We start from the raw sequence: 15381 nt of genomic DNA, 5'->3' as shown, positions 1-15381 counted from the left end.
TATTTGATGGCGCCCAAACCGACCGTCCGGGCAATCTCTTCTTTTTCGTCAGCCGGGAGGTCGGGATTTTTTTCTTCAATGATAGCACGGGCCCGCTCGATGGACTCGTCGAGAACGTCTTGCAGCTGGACGTTGTCCCCACTGCGGGTTTTCATGAGTTTGCGGTCTTGGCCCAGGATGGAGCCAAAGGCGATGTGGGTGCCGGTGAATTCCCAGCCGGCCCGGCTGGCTGCCGAGAAGACTTGTCGGAAATGGAGCTGTTGGGGCGCGCCTACGACATACCAAATCTCATCGGCCTTCCATTCTTGAATGCGGTATTCGATGGTGGCGAGGTCGGTCGTGGCGTAGAGGAAGCCCCCGTCAGCTTTCCGAATGATGGCTGGGTTCGGCTGCCATTCTCCTTCTCGTTGGATGAGAAAGGGGTCTTTTTCTTCGGGTCCCTCTCTGTCAGAAAAGATGCAGATGGCTCCTTCCGATTCGGTAGCTACGCCTTTGGCCAAGAACTCCTCCACCAATCCTGGCAAGCGATCATTATAAAACGATTCTCCTAACCAGTGATCAAAGCGAATTTCAAGCGCTTGGTAGATCGTCTCTAAGCCGCCTTGGGAAACTGCCACGCATTCTTTCCAGATGGAGAGGTTTTCCGCGTCACCCGCTTGGAGTTTGACTAGCTCGGCCTTGCAGAGTTCGCGCAGGCTTTCGTCCGCTTGGAGGAGCGCATTGACGTGGCGATAGAGCCGGAGGAGCTCGGCCAAGGGGTCTTGGGCCAGCGATTCCCGGTCAAGTGCCTGTTTCCAACCGTAAAGGACCATTCCAAATTGCGTGCCCCAATCGCCGAGATGATTGTCCTTGATGACGCGGTGGCCGAGAAATCGGGCAATGCGGGCCAAGGCATCGCCCAGGAAGGTCGAGCGGATGTGTCCCACGTGCATGGGCTTGGCCACGTTGGGGGCGGAGAAGTCGATCACGATGGTCTGCGGGTTAGCGACCTTTTGCACGCCGCAGGCAGGATCCTGGGCCAGGCTTTCCAAGCCCTGCGCGAGAGCCTCCGGTCGAAGCCGGAAGTTGATGAAGCCTGGGCCGGCGATCTCGGGTGTTTCTGCGATGTCCGAGACGTCGATGGCCTCGATGAGTTGAGCGGCCAGTTGCCGTGGGTTGGTCCGCAGGCCTTTGGCCAGCATCAGGGCGGCGTTGCTCTGGTAGTCGCCAAAGCGGCTGTCTGCGGCGGGGGTGACGGCGAGTGCCTTGGCGGAGGGCACTGCGGCGGCCAACTGATCGAGCGCTTCCCGGAGGCGCTGAGAAAGAAGAGAGGCAAACATGGAATCACGAAAAACGGGTCGGAAGCGTGGCCTTGGCGGTGGCGGGGCTTTCCAGGGGCCGAGGAAGTCACGGAGAGCGCCTGAGCAAAAAGCCGTGCTCAGGCCACGCGGCAGGTCCGCTGGGCGAGCACGTCGAGGATTTCCTCCTCGGATTCGGCGCGGGAGAGGGCCTTGCGGATGTCGCAGTTATTGAACATTTTCGCGATGGCCGCGAGGGTCTGAAGGTGGAGGTGGTATTGGCTGCTGGGAACGATGAACAACATGATGTAGCGCACCGGCGAGTTATCGATGGCGCCGAATTCAATTCCCTGCTGGGAGCGACCAAAGACCGCTACGACTTCGTCGATTTCCGGGCAAAAGGCGTGCGGGATGGCCACGCCGGAGCCAATCCCGGTGGAGGTGACTTCTTCCCGCTGGTGGAGGGCGGAGAGAACTTGGTCTTTGCAACTGCGCTGGAGGAGTCCGTGGTGGTCAAGGTGGTCGACCAGTTCCTGGATCGCGGGCCAATGTTCCTCGGCCTGCATGAAAGGGACGATGTGTGTGGTCGTCAGAAGTTTTCCCAGATGCATAGATCAAACGGTCTCAAGCGGAAAGGGGGCGTGAACTAACGGGCGGGGTGGTTTCGCGCAAGCGTTTTTCTGGGACGGGGCGCCCATGGGTTGAAAATCAAGGGACGAGGCCAAATTCCACTCGCCGGTTGAGAGGAGAATTTCCGGGCACGGCGGGGAGGTCCTCTCCAAAGGATACGGTCTGAATGCGGGCTACGGGGACGCCGTAGTGGAGGAGCCACTCTCGGACCGAGAGGGCGCGACGTTCTCCCAGGATGCGATTGTATTCTGCGGGGCCGGCAGCGTCAGTGAAGCCGGCTACCAGGACGCGGAAGTCATATTGCACCGCAAACTCGGCCACCGAGGCGATTTTGCTTCGTTCGTCCACGGGCACTTCCAAGCCATTGAAACCGAAGCGTACGGGCGGGAATCGATGGGTGTCGACTTGGTCACGGCTCGGCCCCGCGTAGGAGTAGGAGTCGTCGCGGGCCGGCAGGGGCGTGGCGGGAGGTGCTTCATTGGCCACCCCGCCGCCTTCTGGGACGATGGGAAAACAGCCCGTCAAGAGAGAGACGGAGAGAAGTCCCCAGAGAGAGAGGCTCGGAAGTCGGCCGGACACCTGGAAAACGTACCGGTTTTGGCGATTTTATTCAAGATGTCTTTACTATTTCCTCCGGATCGCCTGGTAGTGGCCGGGGTTCAGCGTTCTCCTCGGGGGCGGGGAGGGCCACCGCCACCGCCTTCGGCCGCTCTCTGGAGGAGGGAGGCCGCGCGCTCAAAAGCCTGGTCGTTGAGAGAGTCGGTGGTTTCGGCCCACTCGATGGCCGCGCTGCTGTCCTGGCGCGCCCAGCGGCCCAGGCTGGAGAGGATGGTGCGGTTGCGCAGTCCTTCGTCCTGGATGGCGGTGGCCCATTCGGTCACGGCTGATTCGGGATCGCTGTTGCGAAGACTCTGGACGAGGCCCGCGACGGCGTTGTCGCGCGAGGGGCCGGCGGGCTGTTCTTTGACCCAGCTCATGGCTTCTGTTTGATCGCTCCGCATCCATTCGCGCACCAGTTCAGTGGTGGCGGTGGCTTTGGCTTCGCCTTCCGGAAGGTCGCTGACCCATTCCGCGGTGCTTTGTGGGTCCTGCTCGGCCCACTCATCTGTCAGGCGACCCACCAAGCGCTCATCCTCGGCCGCCGCGGGAAACTCCGCCAAGAGGCGAAGGGCGGCTTCGGGATCGTTATCCGAAATTCCCCGCAGAACGGAACTGACTCCGCTGGCCGCTTCCTCGCCTGTAAGCGAACGAGCCCAGGCGAGCGCGGCCTCCTGGTCCTGTCCGGCCCAAGTGCGACCAATCTGTCGGAAGGCACCCTCGAGATTTTGGCCGCTGAGAGCCGCCATGGCCTGGGATGCGGCTGCTGCGGGGTCGGTTTTGGCAAGTTCTCCGAAAATCGCTTCCATGGCGGAGCGTTGCCCGCTGTCATCGGATAAGCTGCTGGCCCAGGAGAGGGCGCCTTCGGGATCTTGTTTGGCCCATTCCCCGGCGATGGCGGAGACGTTGCTCGGCCCGCGCCCGCCAAATCGATTGCCGTCGGCGAGAGCGTCCTGGTTGGCGCTGTAGTAGGCGGCGGCGGCCACGGGATCGGAGCTGGCCCAGCTTTTGAGAATGGACATTTTGCCCATAGCGGCTTCCCGCCCTCCCTCGCCGCCCACGGCCGCGAGCGCGCCCAGAGGATCCAGCTCAGCCCAGCGCGAGAGCAAGAGCTGCCGTTTGGCCAGTTCATCGAAGTCAAAATTGAAGGGCCCTTGTTCGGCGTAGAGGGTGGCCAATTCGTCGGCGTCCATTTGGCTGAAGAAGCGGATCATGGCGGACCAACGATCAATTCGACTGGGAAGAGAAAAGATCTCGGCCAAGCTGTCGGGCGCGAAGGTCCCAAAACCTTGGCTGCGGTTGGCTGCTGGATTCTCGCCGCTTCGGGCGGTGCTTGCTGGGTTGGCGGAGCCGGTGCGGTCGCTGCTGCGGGTGGGCAGGTCGCCGGGGGCGAATCCGGCCTCTCCGGGAGAGGGCTCGCTCAGCTGAAAGCCGACCAAGCCGCCCACGAGGCCGCCGGCCAGGGTGGAAGCGAGAATGGCGATGAGGAGGGTCTGGTTCATAAACAAAGAAAGGCTGGAGGTGAGAATGAGAGAAAGGAGGAAAAACCCAGAGACCTTTCAGGAGTCGCGCAACTTTTTCCGTAAAGGATCGTTTTCCTAGCGCTCTTGCCCATGAAATGGGCTTGCGAACTTGAAATTGATTTCACTGCCAGGGGCGAGCAACGTGGCTCCCTCCTCGACGGAATCCCCGCTGCATGAAGCAACTGCTGCTAGACATCGCCCACCGCACCGCGCGTGTCGAGGCGGAGAAGGTCGATCGACTGATCGAAGCGGCCGTGGAGCGCCAAGTTTCGGTGGTGGTCGAATTGATGGAGACCCGGGCGGTCGAGGAAGACCGCTTCCTTCAGGAACTGAGCCAAATGCTCGACATGGCCTGGGTGGAGGAGCCCGTGGCGAAGGAGCCGGGTCGTTTGCGCAAGGCCTTTAGCGCCCAGGTGGCTCTCAAGCATCGGCTTCTCCCCCTGGAGCTGAGTCCCGAGCCCGAGACGCCGGGAGAAAAGGAGGCTGCCCTGTCGCCCGTGCCGAAAGTCCTGCGCCTTGCCACCTACGATCCGCTCGATCACGTGGCCCGGCAGTCGGTGGCCGCCTTGAATGGATTTGAAATCGAGTGGACCTTGGCCCCCCGTCGCCGCCTGCTGGAAGCCTTGCAGGAGCTGTACGGAGTGGGCGCCGACACCTTTGAGCAATTGCTGGCCGGGAGGGAAATGGATTTGGAGTCTCTCGAGAATCGGGAGGATGAGGCCAGCATTCTCGATGAAGACGACGAGGAGGCCTCCGTCGTGAAGTTTGTCAATCAGATCATCCGGCGAGCCCTCGAGGAACGAGCCACCGACATCCACGTGGAGCCGCTGCGGAGCAATCTGCGCATTCGCTACCGCATTGACGGGGTGCTACAAGAGGTTCCGGTCCCGGAAAACATCAAGGCCCTGCAAGCCTCCGTGATCGCGCGCCTCAAGATCATGTCGCGACTCGACATCGCCGAGCGACGGCTCCCGCAGGACGGGCGCATCAACCTTCAGATCGAGGGCAGGAACATCGATGTTCGGGTCGCCACCATTCCGACGGTGGAAGGGGAGAGCGTCAGCTTGCGGCTTCTCAATCAGGAGAAGTTCACGCTCGATCGACTTGGCTTGAACGCGGAGGTCCGCCGCAAATTGGACGGCTTGCTGGCCATGCCCAATGGCATTATTCTAGTGACGGGGCCGACGGGCTCCGGGAAATCGACCACGCTCTACACCTGCCTGAGCGAGCTGAACAAGCCCGGCACGCGCATCGTGACGATTGAAGATCCGGTGGAGAACAAACTGGAGGGCGTCATGCAAATCGCGGTCAAGCCGGAGATCAATCTGACTTTTGCTGGCGGGCTCCGCTCGATCCTTCGGGGCGATCCCAATATCGTGATGATTGGAGAAATCCGCGACCTCGAGACGGCCGAGATTGCCATCCGGGCTTCCCTGACCGGTCACCTCGTCTTCAGTACGCTGCACACAAATGATGCCGTCGCTGGCATCAATCGCTTGGTGGACATGGGGCTGGAACCTTATTTGGTCGCGGCCTCCGTGCGAGCCTTTTTGGCCCAACGCCTGGTGCGGCGGCTCTGTCCAGATTGCCGGCAGCCCATGAAAGACCCCGACCTGGCCTACCTCAAGGCGGTGGGCTTCCCCATGGACCAGACCGAGAAGATCTTTCAGCCGGTGGGGTGTGAGACCTGTCGCATGTCGGGCTACCGCGGCCGCTTGGCGATCTACGAAGTGGTCTCGGTGTCCCGTAAAATCGAGGAACTGATCGTCTCGGGCGCGGCCACCTCGGCCATCGAGCGCCAAGCCCGCCTCGAAGGCTTCCGAGGCCTGCGGGAATACGGCTGGGGCAAAGTGCTCGAGGGAGAGACGACGGTCGATGAGGTCGTGAGCGCCACGACTTACAACTTGGAGGAGGAGCCCGTCTAAGTCCCCATGGCGTCCTTCGAATACCGCGCTCTCGAACGCAATGGCTCCCTCTCGACAGGGCTTTTGGAGGCACGTGATCGTTCCGAAGTCCTGCGACTGCTGGAGCGCAAAGCGCTCCAACCTCTTTCGGTCAAGGAAGCCGCTCTGGCCAAGCCGCCCCAGGCCCGTCTTCGGAAAGAACCCCGTTCGAAAAAGTCGGTCGAGCCGGGCACGCCGGGTTCGGTCAAGTTGAAGCGGCAGCAGGTCATCACCTTCACCGAGGAGCTGAGCGATATGCTCCAGGCGGGCTTGCAGTTGGAGCCCGCCTTGCGCGCCATGGAGAACCGGAAGGAACTTTCGGAGCTCTCTCACGTCACGCGGACGCTTCGGAGCGAGGTCCGGGATGGCAGCAGTTTTTCAGCGGCCTTGCGCAAAGCCTCCCCCAGTTTTGGTCCGCTCTACTGCAGCTTGGCAGCGGCCGGTGAGGTGAGCGGCGCCCTCGGGGTCATGTTGCGGAGGCAGGCCCAGTATCTCGCGGCTTTGGCAGAGTTGCAGAACAAGATGGTCGGGGCCTTGATCTACCCCGCTTTCCTGATCGTGATTGGGATTGGCGTGCTTTTTTTGTTCCAATCGTTTCTCATTCCGCAGCTGCTCGAACTGCTGGCCAGCACCGGCGGCGAGCTGCCTTGGGGCGCAAAATTGGTCATGGGCTTGAGCGGTTTTTTGGCGGCCATTTGGCTGCCCGTGCTCGTGCTCACGGTCGTGGGCGTGGTGGGGTTTCTCCAATGGGTCAAGAAGACGGAAAACCAGAAAAAGTGGGACGAGTTCAAGCTCAAGCTTCCCTTGGCCGGTCCTATCATGCAGTCCCGGATCTTCGTGCAGTTTTTGGAGACGCTCGCCAACCTGGTGAGCAATGGGCTGCCGCTTTTGCGGGCCTTGGAGCTAGTGAGGGATGCCACGACCAATCTTTTTTATCGCTCGCGACTCGATCAAGCGATCCTGTTAGTGGGCGATGGGACGGCCCTTACGCGGGCCCTCTCCCGGGTGGGCGGTTTCCCGGACTTGATGCAGGACATGCTGCACGTGGGCGAACAGACGGGCGATTTGCCGACCGCACTTCGACGCTCGGCCCAGCGCTACGACAGTGAACTGAGCAAACGGATCAGTCGCATGACCGCCCTCATCACGCCTATTGTTCTCATTGTCATGGCGGTGCTCATCGGTAGCGTGGCTTACATGATGGTGACGGCCATCTTCCAAACGATCTCCGAACTTCGCATTCGATAAACGATTCAACACCTTTGTCTTCTCTTCCCTGATTCCATGAACCCGCAGCCAACCCGACCTAGCCTCCTGAGGGGCTTCACTCTCATTGAAATGATGATTGTCTTAGGCATCCTGACGATTCTCATTGGTGGTTCCGCCTTCTTCGTGACGGGCTTCCTGGATGATGCCAAACTCGGGAGGGTGGATGCCGATTTCAATAAAATCTCCACCGCTCTCCAGGGTTATGAGAATCTGGCTCTGTTTCTTCCGAGCGATGAGCAGGGACTCGAGGCCTTGGTCACTCGCCCCTCGGGGGCACCGGAGCCGAGGCGGTGGACGCAGAAGCTGAAAGAAGTGCCGATCGACCCTTGGGGCACGCCCTACCAATACCTTCGCCGAGGACGAAAGAAGGCCGAAACCTTTGAGATCATTTCCGCCGGGCCCGATGAGGAGTTCGAGACCGAGGATGATCTCAGTAGCCAGTCCCGCATGCAGTGAGTCCAAGGCGTTTTCCAAGAGCGAGAGGCTTCACTCTCATCGAGACAGTGGTGGCCATCACCATCGGTGCGATGCTCTTGGCAGGATCGCTCCTCTTTTATGCTGATTTCAGGGACCAACGTCGCTTGGAAGATCCCGTGGCGGAGATCAAGACCATGGCCCGAGAAGCGGCCCGCCTCTCGCGCTTGGAGCAGCTCCCGATGGCGATTTCTTTTCAGGAAAATGTCATTGGGCTTGGGGTGCGGGGTGGGCCAGCCGGGTATCGCTACCAGCTAGCGGAGGACGTGTCCGTCAAGGTCCGCCGTGAGCAGCAGAACGATTGGCAAGAAGCAGACGGCGCGCAGTGGATCTTTGAAGCGACGGGACTGAATGAACCTTTGTTTCTCCGCTTCGAGCGAGAGCGCTCCTGGGTGCAGCTGACCTTTGGGCCTCTCAATGGCGAGGTGGTCGAGGAGGAATTCGCGATTTACTGATGAAGAGCCGATCGCCCCAGCCCTCGGGATTTGTCCTGATGGAGGTCATTGTGGCCATGACGGTGTTTGCCTTAGTGGGAATCGCTCTTACCCAGGCCATCTCTCAAATCGGCCAAGTGGCGCTCGAGAGTCGGCGTAGTGCCATGGCGCGAGCGGCCCTCGCCTCGACCATGGCGGAGATCCGGGCCACGCTCGAACTGCAAGCGGGAGAGTATGAGTTTGAGGCGGATGCCAATGGCGTCTTGGTTCGCGCGACCATTGAGGCCCTGGAAGAGGTCGAAAACCAGGACGGCCAGCCTTTGAACAATTTGGTTTCGGTTCAGCTGCAAGCGGAGTGGTTGCGAAGAGGCCAGATCCAAGTCGAAACCGCAGAGTTTCTACGCTATCTTCCCCTCTATGCGCGCTGAGCACCCGATCTTTCGACGAGAGGGCTTCACCCTCTTGGAGGTGATGCTGGCTCTGGGGATTCTCGCGCTTTTGATCGGTGCCATCACGGGGGTCTACCAAGGAGCCGTGACGCTCACCCAATCGATCAATCAGTCGAATGACTTGGAATCCCGGGACGGGGCCTTTGTGCGACTGGTGAGCGAGCTCTTCCAAGGCCTCCCAGGCCATGCGGAGGTCGATCTGACCTACGAGGACGATGGGCGGCACTATCTTTCTGATTTTATGGTGTATCAGGCCGATTCCTTCTTCCCTTCGTCGAGCTTGCAGATGAGGGAGCGGAGCGTGGCCTTGCGGACCCTCAAGGATGGCAAAGGCTCGCTCGATGTCGTCCTGACCGAGGTTTCCGGGGATTACGTGGAAAGGCTGGAGGGGGTCGCGGTCTTAGAGGAAGGCCTTCCTGATTTCGAGCGCTCTTTGTCGTTGCTGAAAGGACTGCGCTTTTTTGAATGGAAGATTTATGATTCGGCTTTGGATGAATGGATCTTCGAATGGGAGCGAGGGCAGGGTCGCCCCCGCATGGTGGAGTTGAATTATGCCTACCTGGGCGACGCGTTGTTGCACAAGCATGTTTTTTGGATTCCACCTGCATCCAACCCGGAGTTGGCCGCACGCCAGATTAGTGGGACAACAAGCCAGCCGGAGGCGGCCTTCGGTGGCGGTGGAAATGGTCCAGGCGGTGGAAGCTTTGATGGCCGACGTCGGGGCGGTCGTGAAGGTGCGAGTGGCGCCCCGGGCGGCGTTGGCGATGGGAGAGAGCGTGGTGAGGGTGGGCGGGGAAACTTTGGACCACCAACTGTCCAGAGCCAAGGCGGCGCGGGCAGCCTTCCCAATCATTTGAATCCCGATCATCCGGACTATGATCCGCCGGATGATGTGAAATGGGCTGAAACGTTCAAGAGAATACGCCCCGAGTGATGTCTTCTTCTCCCTCGTCAATAGGCCGTTCCGGCGCGGCGCTTTTGATCGTCTTCTGGCTGATTGGCGCACTGAGCCTCATCATCGCGGTCAGTTTGAAGCTCTTGAAGCAAGACCTCGACACGGCCTTGCTCGATAGCAAAGAATTCCGCGCGACCCAACTGGCCGAAACCGGGCTGGCTTTGGCGGCTCATCCAGATGTCGAAAAAGAGGATCCCTTGCTAGTCCGCGTCTACCAAAATGGCGTGGAGGGCTACCGGGTGCGCCTCACGACCGAGGCGGCCAAGATCAATCCCAACTATGTATTGATTCGAGGGCAGGTCAGCCTCCTCTCTCAGCTGTTTTTGAACTGGGGATTGGACGAGACGGAGGCCACGGAAGTGGCTGAATCCCTCAAGGATTGGGTGGACGAGGATGAATTGGCCGAATTGAATGGGGCCGAAAGAGATTGGTATTTGGAACAGGAGCGGGAGGGCTATCCTTTTGACCGCCCATTTTACAATCTGGACGAGATGGCCTTGAGTCGGGGAATGGAACGCGTGGCGGAGGTGCGACCTGATTGGAGGTCCTTTTTTTCGCTGCTTTCGCGTGGCCCCATCGATGTCAATCACGCCGATGCCGAGACGCTGGCGGCGGCCGCGGAAGTGCCTTTGGATGCCGCCCGCAGCTTCGTCGAGCTGCGGGTGGGACCCGACCTCCTTCCCGAGACGGAAGATGATTTGCTCTACCAAAGCGTGGACGAGGCGCTCGGCGCTCTCGGGAGCTTTCTCCCGGCGGACCAGCGAGCCGATCGCTTCACCGTGAATGATTCGATGGTCCGGATTGAATCCACGGGTTGGGTGGACAACTTTGAGAAGACGGTGGTGTTGGTGCTTCAGTCCAAATCACCTAATCCCATCGTCATGAGCCGACGGGAACAGTCTCGGCTCCGCTGAATCACGAATCCATGGCATCAGGAAAACGACAAGAACGCACCTTGCTGCTTCCCAGCCGCCAGGATTGGGAAGTGTGGAAGCAGACGGGGGAGACGGCTTGGTCGCTCGCGAGCACCGCGGTCCCCTTGCGAGAAGTGGGCGATGGCATCCTGCCTGCCGAGGTGGCCTTGGGCTTGCCTACCCGGATGGTCTTGGCGGTGCCGGTCTGGGTCAATAGTTTGGATCCCGAGGTCATGCGGTCAGCGGTGGCCCTTCAATTGGAGCGAATGGGCTTGGAGACGGGAGAAGAGAGGCCCGCGGCGCGGATTTCGCTCGGGAGAGTTTGCCAGGAGGAAAATCGGCAATTGGTCCTGGTCCGGCTGCTGCAAGAGGAAGACACGGTCGCAGAATTGCCCCTCCTCCCCTCGCAAATCGAGCTCGGGATGGCCTGGAGGGAGTTGCCGCCCAATGAGGTCATTGTCTGGGAGGAACTGGGCCAGCTCTGCTTGGGGCTCACCCGGGGTGGGGAGTTGGCCTACTTTCAGATCTTGAGCACCCATTACCTCGATGCCGGTTTTGTCGGCGAAGTGCGCAGTGTCATCTTGCAGGCCACCCTCGCCGGTTGGGTGAAGGAGCTCCGCGGTCTCCAGTTGTGGATGGAGGTGCCGCCGGATCTCGTGCAAGAGTTGCGTCGGCGCCTGGAAATGCCGGTCGAACAAGGCGAGCCGCCGGCTCCCAAGACTCAGCTACGCTCCTCGACCCTAGTTCCAAGCGTCGTAGCCCAGGCCCGGACCAAAAGATCCCAAAGAAGAAAAATCAAGGCAGCGGTCATGGCCGCGGCCGCCGTTTACCTCGTGTTGCTCGGGCTGCTTTTCACTCGCTGGCTCTTGGTGCAGTCCGAGCTCCGGGACTTGAGTGAGCGAGTGGAAGCACTTGGGCCGGAGGTGGCGTCCTTGCTCGAAACGCGTTCGTTGGTGACCGAGGTTTATCCCGTCTTTGATCAGGAAGAAGCGCCTTTGGAGCTGCTGCTACGACTTTACCAAACGCGCCCCAGCACGGCCATTCGCTTTCTCGATGGGCAGCTGGAGAATGGCTCCATCACACTGAGCGGCGAGGCGAATAGCTTCGCGCTGGCGAGCAGTTTTGATCGTCGCCTGCAAGAGAGTGATCTCTTCTGGGCCTGGGACTGGAACAATCCCACGCCCAGCATTGATCCCCGAACCAATGCGGCCAAGTTTCAAATCAGCGGCCGATCCCCCCTGGCCGCGAGGATGCCATGACGCCGAGGGAAAAATTCCTTTTGGCCCTCTTTGGTGGGGCCGTTTTCCTGATGTTCACCTTGGGCTTGGTCCTTTGGAGCTTGCGCGCTCATACCCGAGCCGAAGCCAAGGTGGCAGAGTATGAGAACCTCCTCTTGGACTACGACGTGGTCCTCCAAGACAAGGCGCTTTGGAGCGAGCTCAAGGATTGGTTGGCGTCCCATCCACCTGCGGTGAAAACCGAGCAAAGCGCCAAGACCGATCTCGTCCAACTGGTGGAGCAAACCGCGCTGCGGCACCCCGGGATCCGCTTCACCCGCATGCAGCCTGGCGAGGTCGAGCCGGGTGCGGCGCTCGACTCCATTACCGTTTCCCTTGTCTGCGAGGGGGAGGAAAAATCCGTCATTCCTTTTCTCTATGAATTGACGAAGGCGGAATCCTATCGCGCGCTTGGCTTCGTGCGACTCCGGGCCTTGCCCCAAGACAAGAGCAAGGTGCTGTGCGAGGCTCGCCTGACCCAATGGTTCCAAAAAGGAGGGGCCGAATCATGAAAAGGCGTTCACTTTTTGCCCTCACTCTACTGGCCATCAGCGTGACCAGTTCGCGAGCCTTGCCTCCCCCGGAGGTGCCTCGCAAACAAGACGTCTCACGCTATCGCCTTCTCTGGCAGAATTCCGCGATCACCGAGCGCAAGGCCGCTCCCCTCTTGGCCCCTCCGGAAGAAGTCCGCTTCTCCGACTCGCTGGCTCTCTCGGGCCTGGCTCGGAGAGGGGACCGTTGGAGCGTCTACTTGATCGATCGAGAAACCAAGGAATCCATCATCCTCCAGGCAGCCGTGGGAGAGACCGATCGCGCCTCCGGGATCCGCCTGCTGGCAGTCGAGAACTTTGAACAATACCAGCTCACGAGCGTTCGCCTTTCCAAGGGAAGCCAGCAGGGAGTGGTGCAGCGGGATGAGGAACTACTCGCTCGCAAATCCTCACCACAGACGGTCTTGCAGGCCAACAACAATCAGCCAACTGCCGGAGTGCAGCCGGGACAGCCTCCTCCCGAGACGCCGGCCTCCCGCATCAATCGCCGGAGGGTCATTCCCACTCCGCCGAACCGATAACCCCTATGAGATTTCCCTCTCTCTTCTCTTTCCAAGCGGCCTGCCTGGGCTGCGTCCTCTGGGCTTCTTCCGCGCGAGCGCAAGACACGGTGGAGGTCAGCTTTCCTAACAGCACCGTGATCGAGATTCTCCATTTCTACCGGGCCAACCTGACCGATCAAAAGATCATTGTGGATTCCAAAGTCGACACCGGGATCCAGTTCAATGTCTTTCACAAGGAGCCCATGAGCTTGCCGGAGGCCCGGGATTTCATCGAGGCTGCTTTGTTGCTTGAAGGGCTCGCTTTCGTGCCGGCCGGAAACGACACCCTCAAGCTCATCAACACCGCGGCCGGGAAAAACCTGGCGGTCGAGGGACTCCCGATCTTTGTGGATGGGCAACCCATCCCCGAAGAGGAACAGGTCATTGCCTATGTCATGCGCTTTCAGTTCATCTCCCCGGAGGAAGCCGCCAACGCCTTCAAGCTCGTGGTGCAGTTGCATAGCTACGGAGCCATGGCCCCTATGCCGAACGCGGCCGCCTTGGTCATCGTGGAAAACACCCCGGTCATTCGCAAGCTCATCCAACTAAAACGTGAGATCGATCAGTCGTCGGCCAACATCAAAACCGAATTCATTAAACTGCAGCGCGCCGATGCCGAACGGGTGGCCGAGCTAGTGCAGGAGATCATGGAAATCTCCAGCAGCGCGCCGGACGTGCCCGCTCGCGGCGGAGGCATTGCGCCACAGTCGGCTCCCAACAACCAGGCGAACCTCCCCGCAGCCGTGGGCCAGGCTCTTCAGACCGGGAGTGCCAACGCCTCCGAGCAAAACACCCGCGTCATCGCAGACGCCCGAACCAACCGGATCTTCGTGGTCGGTCGCGAGATCGACATCTTCTTTGTCCGCAAGCTGGTGGAGGAGTTTGATGCGCCGAATGAGTCCTCGAACTTCGTGAAAAAGCAGCTCCAACACATGGCGGCTTCTGACTTTCTCGGGCTGGCGGCGGACGCGCTTGGCCGCGGTTCCTTGGAAGTGCAAGATGGCAACGCGGGCGGGCGGGGGAACGCCGGCCTGGGCAATGCCAGCGCCGGTCTCGGCGGCAATGCGGGGGGCGCTTTCGGGGGGAACACCAACAGCGGGAGCAACCGGGGCACGGGCTTGACGAATATCCAGGGCGAAAGGCCCGTTCCGGAATCCATCATCGTGGGGAAGACCCTCCTGATCGCGGACAATCAGCTCAACACCATCATCGTTTCCGGCTCGCCCGAGGACGTCGAATTGGTCAATCGCCTGGCGGAGGAATTGGACGTCCGCCCCCGGCAGGTCCTCATCCGGGCCATCATTGGGCAGTTGACGCTCACCAACGATCGCCGGACCGGCTTCGAACTTCTCCAGGTCCTCAATGATTCCTTCATCGGTTCGACGAACAACACCGGCACCAACGCCGACGATGGGCTGGCCTCGGCCACCGGGATTTCCGAATTGATTCGGGCCAACGACCTCAGCGACAGCCTCGCCATCTACTATCGCACCGGACAGTCAGTCGCCACCTATCTGCGGCTCCTCGAAAGCCAGCGAGACTTCAAGCTACTAGCCAACCCGGCCGTTTTCACCGGCAACAATCAGCCCGCGGTCCTCTCCTCCGGGCAGCAAGTGCCGGTTCCCACCAGCACCGTCACCAGCACCATCAGTCAGGATGGATCGCTCACCTCCAACATTGGCTACCGTGAGGTCGTGCTGGAACTCTCGGTCACTCCACTCATAAGTTCCGAGGACGACGTCACGCTCTTCGTGACGCAAATCAACGACAACGTCATCGGGTCCCAATCGATCTCTGGGAACGATGTGCCGGTCATCTCGACCCAGCAGCTCGGCACCACCGTGACCGTGCGGGATGGCGGCACCATCGTCTTGGGGGGGCTCATCGTGGAGCAGGAAACCGATGAGGATTCCGGGGTCCCGTTCCTGGTGAGAGTGCCGCTTCTGCGTCATCTCGTGGGCACGGTCGACAAAGGGATCGAGCGCCGGGAAATCATGATCTTCATTCAGGCCAATATCATCGACGGCCCCGAAGAGCTGGAGCGGGAGTGGGCGGCTGAAGAAATTCTCCCTCGTTTTGGGAGGGAGGACTCCACCATTCTGCCTGATCTCCGCCCACCGGAGGGCAACGAGGCAGCGGAAAGCGAGACCAAAGAAGAGAAAGAGGAATCCTTTTTCGGCAGAATGTTCGGCAGCGGTTCAAGCGAGAAAAGCAGCACCGGGAGCAGCGCCTTCAAGAAACGCTGACACAAGGTGAAACCCAACCTTGGTGGGCCGCGACGTCCCCGGCGCGGCGGGTGCGATGAGCCGATGTGCAAACCAGCTACCCACCCAAGGCCTTTCCGGCTACCCATCACTTGGGTAATACCAATCTCCAGAATTCACAGGTAGAATGGAGGGAAGGAGGTGTGGGGAAGAGGCGCTGAAGCGCGGGGAAGGGAGAGCCGGTGTCTTTCGGGCCAGCGCTGCGTTGCTCCTAGGTTACGGTGCCTGCACCGCGCCCTCGTCGCGCCTTGGTCTGGCCCGAAATCCACTCGGCCATTCTAC

The 15381-nt window shown here is 60.4% G+C and carries 15 protein-coding genes; 11 read left to right on the top strand and 4 right to left on the bottom strand.

Annotated features, from left to right (window positions below; all coding sequences use genetic code 11):
* The 4 genes from argS to AAF555_11010 all read right to left on the bottom strand — a co-directional run.
* Positions 1-1319, bottom strand: a 1319-nt coding sequence (argS, locus tag AAF555_11025) for an arginine--tRNA ligase (protein ID MEM6912099.1), incomplete at its 3' end; no start/stop codon positions are given.
* A gap of 98 nt (positions 1320-1417) precedes the next feature.
* Entirely contained in the window at positions 1418-1888 is a 471-nt protein-coding gene (locus tag AAF555_11020) for a PTS sugar transporter subunit IIA (GenBank protein ID MEM6912098.1), read from the bottom strand.
* Positions 1889-1985: 97 nt separating this feature from the next.
* Positions 1986-2486 carry an OmpA family protein gene (locus AAF555_11015; protein MEM6912097.1) on the bottom strand — a complete coding sequence of 167 codons (501 nt, stop codon included), beginning with the start codon at positions 2484-2486 and terminating at the stop codon, positions 1986-1988.
* 80 nt (positions 2487-2566) lie between these two features.
* The gene (locus AAF555_11010) at positions 2567-4006 is read right to left on the bottom strand and encodes a hypothetical protein (GenBank protein ID MEM6912096.1); all 1440 of its coding nucleotides are present in this window, start codon (positions 4004-4006) and stop codon (positions 2567-2569) included.
* Between the two features lie 194 nt (positions 4007-4200).
* On the opposite strand from AAF555_11010, the gene AAF555_11005 reads away from it, so the two are divergent.
* The 11 genes from AAF555_11005 to AAF555_10955 are packed head-to-tail and all read left to right on the top strand — an operon-like array spanning position 4201 to position 15081.
* Positions 4201-5952 (top strand): GspE/PulE family protein, encoded by a 1752-nt coding sequence (locus tag AAF555_11005; protein ID MEM6912095.1) that lies wholly within the window; start codon positions 4201-4203, stop codon positions 5950-5952.
* A 6-nt stretch (positions 5953-5958) separates the two neighbouring features.
* Positions 5959-7218 (top strand): type II secretion system F family protein, encoded by a 1260-nt coding sequence (locus AAF555_11000; GenBank protein MEM6912094.1) that lies wholly within the window; start codon positions 5959-5961, stop codon positions 7216-7218.
* Positions 7219-7254: 36 nt separating this feature from the next.
* Complete coding sequence (gene gspG, locus AAF555_10995; protein MEM6912093.1) at positions 7255-7695, top strand: type II secretion system major pseudopilin GspG; 441 nt, start codon at positions 7255-7257, stop codon at positions 7693-7695.
* Complete coding sequence (locus AAF555_10990) at positions 7692-8168, top strand: prepilin-type N-terminal cleavage/methylation domain-containing protein (GenBank protein ID MEM6912092.1); 477 nt, start codon at positions 7692-7694, stop codon at positions 8166-8168. The genes gspG and AAF555_10990 overlap by 4 nt, the downstream gene beginning before the upstream one ends.
* Complete coding sequence (locus tag AAF555_10985) at positions 8168-8575, top strand: prepilin-type N-terminal cleavage/methylation domain-containing protein (GenBank protein MEM6912091.1); 408 nt, start codon at positions 8168-8170, stop codon at positions 8573-8575. The genes AAF555_10990 and AAF555_10985 overlap by 1 nt, the downstream gene beginning before the upstream one ends.
* On the top strand, positions 8565-9530 hold the full coding sequence (locus AAF555_10980) for a prepilin-type N-terminal cleavage/methylation domain-containing protein (protein ID MEM6912090.1): 966 nt from the start codon (positions 8565-8567) through the stop codon (positions 9528-9530). The genes AAF555_10985 and AAF555_10980 overlap by 11 nt, the downstream gene beginning before the upstream one ends.
* Positions 9530-10465 (top strand): hypothetical protein, encoded by a 936-nt coding sequence (locus AAF555_10975; GenBank protein ID MEM6912089.1) that lies wholly within the window; start codon positions 9530-9532, stop codon positions 10463-10465. The genes AAF555_10980 and AAF555_10975 overlap by 1 nt, the downstream gene beginning before the upstream one ends.
* A gap of 11 nt (positions 10466-10476) precedes the next feature.
* Positions 10477-11724, top strand: a complete 1248-nt coding sequence (locus tag AAF555_10970) for a hypothetical protein (protein MEM6912088.1) — start codon at positions 10477-10479, stop codon at positions 11722-11724.
* On the top strand, positions 11721-12254 hold the full coding sequence (locus tag AAF555_10965) for a hypothetical protein (GenBank protein ID MEM6912087.1): 534 nt from the start codon (positions 11721-11723) through the stop codon (positions 12252-12254). Before AAF555_10970 ends, AAF555_10965 begins: the two co-directional genes overlap by 4 nt.
* Positions 12251-12814: a hypothetical protein gene (locus AAF555_10960; GenBank protein MEM6912086.1), complete on the top strand. Its 564-nt coding sequence runs from the start codon at positions 12251-12253 to the stop codon at positions 12812-12814. Before AAF555_10965 ends, AAF555_10960 begins: the two co-directional genes overlap by 4 nt.
* Positions 12815-12819: 5 nt before the next feature.
* Positions 12820-15081, top strand: a complete 2262-nt coding sequence (locus AAF555_10955; protein ID MEM6912085.1) for a secretin N-terminal domain-containing protein — start codon at positions 12820-12822, stop codon at positions 15079-15081.
* Positions 15082-15381 lie beyond the last annotated feature (300 nt).

Source organism: Verrucomicrobiota bacterium, from assembly GCA_039027815.1.
Classification (GTDB): domain Bacteria; phylum Verrucomicrobiota; class Verrucomicrobiia; order Verrucomicrobiales; family JBCCJK01; genus JBCCJK01.
This window is presented reverse-complemented; position numbering and strand designations above follow the sequence as displayed.